We start from the raw sequence: 7497 nt of genomic DNA on the forward strand, positions 1-7497 counted from the left end.
CCGAACACGGCGGTGCCCAGCGTCAGGACCAGGACGAACAGGGCCAGTCCGGTCGCCGGGGCGTCGTGGGCGGCTCGGGCCAGGCCGACGAAGCCCACCGCTCCCCTGCCGCGCCGGGTCTGCCGCAGCAGGAGCCGCAGGGCGACGGGGTAGATCCGCAGCAGGATCAGCACCGCGGCCAGGGCCACCAGGACGGGCACCGCGCCCAGGATCCCGTCGGGTCCCTGCGATCGCAGCGCGGCCACCCCCGCTGCCGCCGCGAGCAGTACCGTCAGCTCCAGGACCACGCGCCGGCCGCCGGCCGCGGTGCGGCGCGAAGGCCGGCGCCGGCGGGGCCTGCGCGGCTCGCGGACGGCGAGCCAGGTCATCAGCGACACGGTCAGCGCCGCGCTCGCCGCGACGAGGACGGCGGGGAGCGGGTGCGGCGCCCCGGAAGCCCCGGTGGGGGCGAGGCTCCGGCCGGCGGCCCAGCCGAGCAGGGCGGCGATCAGGATCACCGGCCATGCCACCGCGCCGCGCACCAGCACCAGTCGTGCCGCCGACGCGCCTCGTGCCCGCTGCAGCGACAGGTGGGCGCTCCGGCGGCGCAGGAGCAGCCGTACCGCGACGGCGGTGGTGGCCAACGCGACGGCGGCCAGCGCGTCGACGGCGAAGGCCGCGAGCGCCCTGGCCTGGTGGTCCTGTGCGGTGAAGGTGTCGAGGAGCGGGGTCAGCGCATCGGTCACCTGGAGGGGTCCGGTGGGCTGGCCGCCGACCTGGCAGCTGAGGTCGCCGGTGATCCAGTCGGCTCCCTGGCACAGTGCCGCGTTCAGGTCGGCGCCGTAGTGGGACAGGGGTCCGGCCAGCGCGCGGGCCTGGTCGAGCGCGGCCTGGCGCAGGTCGGCCCGCAGCTGCCAGGTCACCAGCGGGCCCGAGACCCCGGCGCCGGCCAGCAGGTCGGCGGCGTCGGTGCCGACCAGGCCGCGTGCGGCGAGAACGGTGCCGGCGCTGCGCTCCTGCGGGGTGCGCGACGGCTCGACCAGCGTCGCCTGGCCGTTCCAGAAGTCGTCGGCGCCGGGCAGGGCGCGGAACACGCCGCTGACCACGAGCACCGCGGTGGGGGATGACTGCTGGACGGCGGGCGTCTTGTCGAATGCGAGTCCCAGCCGGCTGCCGACCCGGACCCCCAGCGCCTGTGCGGTGCTTTGCGACAGGGCGATCTGCGGCGCCGTGCCGAGCGGTGTCCGGTCGGCCGGCGCGCGGCCGGCGACGTACCGCAGATGGGTCCGCGCGTCCGGCAGGTGACTGAGCGCCAGCTTGGTGCTGGTGACCGCTGGTTCCGGCGGCGGCGGTGAGGTGACGGCGGCCGCTTTGTAGTCGTAGGTGCCGCTGCCGGCCAGGGTGAGGTGCCGCGCGGCGGGCCCGCCGAGCCGGTGGGCGAGGGTGCGGCCGTCGCCGAGCAGGGTGGTCATGTCCACCGCGGGCGGATCGGTGGTGAAGACCTCTGGCACGGTGCTCAGGCTGACCAGCGGGCCCTGGTCCTGCGCCGCGGTGACCCGTTGCCGCAGCGCGCGGTCCTCCTGGCGGCCGGCGACGGCGGGGGCCCAGGCGCACAGTCCGGTCAGCGCCAGGACCAGCACCGCCAGGCAGGCCAGCAGCGGCAGATCGCCCCGGGTCTCCTTGCGTATCAGGCGCAGCGTCATCGCCGCACCGGTGCCCGGGCCTCGCGTCACCGTCGGTCCTTTCGCGTCGTGTTCGGGCGCGCGTCTCAACGGTCCTCCCCCGCTCGCAGCACCCGCACCAGGTCCACCCGGGCCAGCAGCCGTGCCAGCGCCAGCACGACCGCGCTGACGGCGAGAGCGGTCAGCACGGTCGTCACCGCCACGGTGCGCCAGGGCAGGACCGTCGGCAGCGGCGGAAAGGGGACCTGTCCGGTGTCGTCCACGGTGACCAGTGGCAGCACCGCCGACGCCAGTGCCATGCCCATGAGGGCTCCCGGGACCACCGCGAACAGCGCCAGGCCCAGTTGCTCCGCGCTCAACAGGACCGACAGGCCCCTGGCGTCGACGCCGATCGCCCTCAGCAGGGCGAACTCCTGCCGGCGCTGCCGGGTGGAGACGACCGCGTGGACGGTGAAGGCGATGACGGCGAAACAGGGCGCCAGATACCGGATCAGCCCCAGCGCCCGGCGCAGCCCGCTGCGGAACGGGTCGGCCTGCGCCGCCGCGGCGGTGAGCGCCGCGGTGGTCACCCGGCCCAGCGCCGGCTGGGCCTGGGCGGCGGCCGCCGTGCGCGCGCTGTCGGAGCTGCCGAGCCACCAGAACGCGGGATCCAGCGGGTCGCCGCCGGCCAGCGTCAGCGCGGTGGCGAGCTGGCGTTGGTCGGCGATCAGGTGCCCCTGGCCGCGGCCCAGTCCGCGCAGCGCGTCCACCCGGCCGACGATCCTGGCGGGCAGCGGGCTGCCGGCGCCCAGGTCCAGCGTGGTGGTGCTGCCGACCGCGAGGTGGCTGTCGCGCAGCGCCGAGGCGTCGGCGCGCACCGCGAGCGGCGCCGGTCCGCCGGCGGGGCCCGCCACGAAGCGCACTTGGCTGCCGGCCTGGGTGAGGTCGCCGTCCGGGCCGGCGAAGCCGAAGACCGCCTGCGGGTCGCGGACTCCGGTGCTGACGCTGGCCCGCAGCACGTCGGAACCGCCGGCAAGGATGGCGCACACGCCCGCGGAGTCGGTGAAGTATCCGCTGGTGGTTTTCCCCCGGCAGGCCACCGCGGTGGCGTCCGCGGCGTGCTCGGTGGCGTCGGCCCACAGCTGCCCGGCAGGCAGCGGCGCGGCCCAGTCGTCCGCGGCGCCGCGGGTGCCGATCCGGATCAGTTCCAGGTCCAGGCGGGCGGGCCGCGCGTTGGGTCGAGGCAGGACATTGACGGCGGTCACCGTCAGCGGATACGCGCGCGGCCGGCCGCCGCCCAGCGCCACGTCCAGCGGGATCGCGACGGTGTGCCGGGCCCCGTCGGCGGCGGGCAGGACGGTGGACACGGTGCTGTCCAGGCCGGCGGCGTCCTGCACGGTCAGCTCCAGGCCCGGCGCCGCGGTGCTGCCGTCGCTGCCGAGTCTTTCGTCCAGCAGCAGCGCGGTCGGCCGCCCGGGCAGGGTGATCCCGTAGGCGACCGGTGCCGGGGTGCGGGGTGCGGGACCGGCGATCGTGCCGACCAGTTCCTCGGTGGCGCCGCCGGGCAGATTCGCCGTCGTGCGCGTCACGGGGGCCACCGTCGTCACGGCCGGCAGCGCGCGGTAGGCGGCAGTCAGCACCTCGGTGGGGTAGCTGTTCTGCTTGGCCGGGGTGATCCTGACGTCCGCGCCGACGGTGAAGGCGGCCTGCTCGGCGGCGAGTCCGCCCAGGCAGGCCAGCGCGGTGGTGGCGAAGGCGCTCACCGACACGGCCAGGCACATCAGCACCACGGGGCCGGCGTTGCGGGCGGCGCGCCGGCTCAGCTGCCACCCGGCCAGAGCGAGGACCAGGCCGCGGCTGCGGCGGCCGAACGCGTCCAGCAGCCGGGACGTCAGCGGCAGCAGCCGCAGCAGCAGGAGCGCCGCGGCCCCGCTCGCCACGGCCGGAACCAGGACCAGGACCAGGTCCACCGAGGTGCCGCTCCCGCCCGGGCCGGCGATCAGCGAGTGGTGCCGCCGCAGCTCCAGATACCCGACCACCGCGACGGCCAGCAGCGCCAGATCGGCGCCCAGCCGCTGTACGGCGGCGGCCCGCTCGCCCCGGGCCGCGCGCAGCCGCACGGCCGGCAGGACGGGCAGCAGCACCGCCCCGCCGTGCACCAGCAGGGTCAGCCCCACCGCCACCCAGGCGTCACGACCCCGGCTGCCGGGATGCAGCAGCCCGGCCAGATACGGCGCCGCGACGGCGGCCGGGACACCGGTGAGGGCCCATTCGGCCGCCGCGCCGCGCAGCAGCCGCGGGGTGCCGGCGCCCCTGGCCCGCTGCAGAGCCAGCTCGCCGCGCCGGTGCACGGTCATCTGGCGGGCGGCCAGCACCAGGGTGGCCAGCGCGAGGCCCGCCAGCATCACCCCCGGCAGGTACAGCGCGGACCGGGCCGCCACCATCGGTACGGCCAGGTCGTCGATCGCCTCGGGAAGCCCCGACGAGACGGTCATGTCGTCCAGCGATTGCTGCGTCCCCCGGAACACCGACACCGCGCTGCGGCTGCCGGAAAAGGCGCGTACCCGGTCGTGCAGCCCCGCCAGACTGCCCGCACCGAGGCGGGAGAAATCGGGCTGCACGCTCCACTGGGCGGACAGATGCCCGTTCAGGACGGCGCTGCCGTTGAGTGCCGCCGCGGAGACCACCAGCAGTTCCTGGTCGGCGCTCTCGTCCTCGGTCAGGTCTCCGGCCATGGCGGGCCAGAACCCGACGGCGCCGGCCGCCCGGAAGACGCCGGCGACCCGCACGGTCATGGTGCGCCCGAAGGCGTCCTGCACCCGGAGGCGGGAGCCGGGTTGGAGCCCGAGCCGCCGGGCCAGAGCCTCGGGCACGGCGGCGTCGACCGGGGAGGTGGAGCCGGTGCCGACGCGGACGGTGGGCAGGGCGGTGAAGGCGCCGGCCGGGGCGCCGGCCGTCCCGGCGGGCCAGTGCCCGGCGACCAACTGTCCGAACCGGCCCCCGTCCTGCACCGCGACCGGGTGCAGTCCGCTGCCGCCTGGAGTGCGCGGCGCGCCCGCGACCCCGTTGATCCCCGTCACCGAGACCGGCGACGTGCCCAGCAGGCCCACATAGGTCCGCTGCGGCACCCCGGCGAAGACCCGCGCGGCGGCGGCCCGCACCTGCCGATCGGCGGCCGCCATCCCCCCGGCCCGGAAGGAGGCGTTGACCGACACCTGGGCGTCGAGGTCGCCGGCCAGCCTCCGCACCGCCCCGGAATCCACCGAGTTGCCGGCCAGCGCGGCCAGCGCGGACAGCGCCGTCGCACACAGCAATACGGTCACCGCGACGGCCGCCAGCACCAGCCCGTGCTGGGTCGACCGCCGGGCGGCGGCAGGAAGGCGCCGCCGGGACCGTGGCGGAACACCCGCAGGACGGTGCGCCGAGGACGGAGAAGCCGTGGCGACCACATGAACCCCCGCGGTGTCGGACATCTGACGGTGCATGTGATGCTGTGTGTGACGGTGGCGGCGCGGCTCAGTCCTACCAGCCCGTCGACAAAGGACGCAAGCACGTTCGATCTTCCACCGGCCGCCAGCACAACCCCGGTCGCCCTGCCCGGTGGCACCCGCCCGCGGTTCGGCCGGCCGCCGCAGGAACGCGCGGCCGGCGGGGATTACGGGCCGGCCCTCAGGACCGGCCGCGGCGCTTCCTCGCGATGTATACGTCCATCAGGACTCCGGCCACCGTCATGAGCACGAAGAAGATGACGCCGGTGCGCACCGCCCGGGCCGCCCCGAAGTCCCCCCAGAGCCAACCCGCGCCCGCCAGGAGCGCCGCGATGACCAGCGACGACAGTGTGTGCCAACGCAATGACCTGCCCACGAATCCCCCATCCTCGTTCGCCGGTCCGGGGCGGCCGCTTGCTCCCATCCACCAGCATGGCCGGCACATCGCCCCCCACAGCAAGCGTATCGCCGCCTCCCGGCAGGGACCGGGGCCCGCGGCGCCGCCCCCCGGCGCGCTGGCGGGGGGCTTACGGGGTCGGGGTGGGCGGGTTCGGCGCCTCGGTCAGGTGTTGCGTTCCGCCGGGGCCGGTGCAGAAGCGCACTCCGTTGGTGAGCAGCGCGCAGGCCCGGGCCGCCGAGGGGCTGGCGGCGGCGACCATCGCGCTGTAGTTGTCGGTGTCGTAGTGGACCGTGCCCTCGAAGGTTCTGGCGCCCGGGCCCACCACCTGGGCGATGTCGCCGGGGTGTGCCCAACTGATCCGGGCCCAGGCGGCCTTGCAGGCATCGCTGTAGCGCAGTTCGATGTAGATCCGTCCGCGCCTGGTGAGGGCGGCGGTCCAGGGGTCGCCGCAGCCGGACTGTTTGGGGTCCTTGCCCGTGCAGCTGTCCGCGAAGCAGGCCACGTCCAGTTGCCGGGTGCTCGTACCCGCCGGGTCGGTCGTGTCCCGCGGGCCAGCAGTCCTGTGCAGCGCCACGAACACGCCGCCGGCTGCCATCAGGACGCCGCACGAAAGGATCACCGCCCACTTCGGTCGGCCTCGAAGGTGCGCGCCGACCGGCCCGTCGGGGGCGGCCTCAGGGGCGTCAGGGGCCTCAGCGGTGTCCGGGGCCTCAGGGGTGTCCTCGGCTGGCTGGGCGGACGGCTCAGGGGCCGGCCGCACCGCTGCCGCCACCGGCACGTCATGGTCATCGTGGCCGTGCCAGGCGGTGTTGGCCAGTTCCCACAGCGCCATCAGCCGGGCGGGGTCGGCGTCGGCGAGCTTCCCGAGCGAGATGACGGCGTGCTGCGGCGGCAGGGCCTTGCCGTTGAGATAACGCTCCCAGGAGGACTTGCTGTACCGCGTGCGCTCCGCGAGCCGCGCCAGGCTCAGCCCCGCTGCGTCCTTCAACGCGCGCAATTCGACGGCCAGATGCCGGATGTCGGATGCGATTCCGTCCGGCAGCGACTTCCACTCCGCCACGCCCGCTCCCGAGCCGCAGTACGAACGTGCTCCCTGTCCGCTTCACCGTATGGTGCCGGACCGGCCCGAAACGTGCCGGACGCTGAATTCACGCCAACGGCACGTGAGGAAAGGCTAGTTGGCGCTATGAAGGTTCCGTGAACAGGAGGATCGGGGTGGGCGCCGCGCTCGGTGTGCTGCTCCTGGCGGCCACCTGCGCCGGGAGCGGGCCGCCGCCGAGCCGGTTCCCCGCGCGTGGCGACGTACTCCGGGCCGCCGGTCTGCGGGCGTCCGCGCAACTGGTCGTCGGCCGCACCCGGCGCAGCGACCTGGTCGGCCTGTGGCAGAGCGTCCTGTGGGCCGACGGCTACTCCGACCGATCCGGGGTCACCTGCAGCTACGACCGGGCCGTGGCCGCGGTCACCCAGGTCTGGCAGAGCAACCACCGGCTGGCGCCGGACGGGATCGTCGGGCCGGCCACCTGGGGCGCCGCCCTGGCGCGCCTCGTGCCCGTCGGCCGGTGGACGGTCTACCAGGGGGAGCGCCACGACCTGCCCTTGTGGGTGGACCGGGGCGGCGCCTACGAGGTCGATGACGAGGGGGCCTTCCACCGGCTGTACACCGACACCGTCACGCTGGCCCTTTGCCGGTGAGGGAGTCGACCCAGCCGCCGTAGCGTCCGACCCCGAGCTGGTGGCCGGCCACGACCACCGTCGCCCGCACGGCGTCCGGCCCGCCCCCCACCATCGTCGTGTACGCGCCTCCGGAGACAGCCGGCTGCCGGCCGCCGCTCCCGACAACCTCCAATCCCGTCGTCCCCGCGGGGGTGTCCACCTCCGCCCAACTCGCGGAGCAGGCCGGGCTGTACCAGAGCGCCAGTACGCCGCCGTAGGCGCTCAGCCGGTTCACGACGACGCGGTCGCGGTCGCA

5 protein-coding genes and 1 pseudogene are annotated in these 7497 nt (G+C 75.6%); 1 reads left to right on the forward strand and 5 read right to left on the reverse strand.

The window, feature by feature from the left end:
* From GA0115240_RS17555 to GA0115240_RS17570, 4 genes and pseudogenes are all read right to left on the reverse strand, one after another.
* Window positions 1–1712: pseudogene (locus tag GA0115240_RS17555) on the reverse strand (hypothetical protein); the annotation flags it as partial.
* Between the two features lie 35 nt (window positions 1713–1747).
* On the reverse strand, window positions 1748–4981 hold the full coding sequence (locus GA0115240_RS17560) for an ABC transporter permease (RefSeq protein WP_256069860.1): 3234 nt from the start codon (window positions 4979–4981) through the stop codon (window positions 1748–1750).
* Window positions 4982–5309: 328 nt separating this feature from the next.
* The gene (locus GA0115240_RS17565; protein ID WP_093737615.1) at window positions 5310–5504 is read right to left on the reverse strand and encodes a hypothetical protein; all 195 of its coding nucleotides are present in this window, start codon (window positions 5502–5504) and stop codon (window positions 5310–5312) included.
* Window positions 5505–5655: 151 nt separating this feature from the next.
* The gene (locus tag GA0115240_RS17570; RefSeq protein WP_093737616.1) at window positions 5656–6588 is read right to left on the reverse strand and encodes a helix-turn-helix domain-containing protein; all 933 of its coding nucleotides are present in this window, start codon (window positions 6586–6588) and stop codon (window positions 5656–5658) included.
* Between the two features lie 137 nt (window positions 6589–6725).
* Between GA0115240_RS17570 and GA0115240_RS17575 the strand changes: the two genes are divergently transcribed.
* Window positions 6726–7220, forward strand: a complete 495-nt coding sequence (locus GA0115240_RS17575) for a peptidoglycan-binding domain-containing protein (protein ID WP_093737617.1) — start codon at window positions 6726–6728, stop codon at window positions 7218–7220.
* Here GA0115240_RS17575 and GA0115240_RS17580 read toward each other — a convergent pair.
* The coding region (locus GA0115240_RS17580; protein ID WP_141708873.1) for a DUF2690 domain-containing protein at window positions 7198–7497 on the reverse strand (300 nt) is incomplete at its 5' end. The genes GA0115240_RS17575 and GA0115240_RS17580 overlap by 23 nt on opposite strands.

This window comes from Streptomyces sp. DvalAA-14, assembly GCF_900091855.1.
Lineage (GTDB): Bacteria > Actinomycetota > Actinomycetes > Streptomycetales > Streptomycetaceae > Actinacidiphila.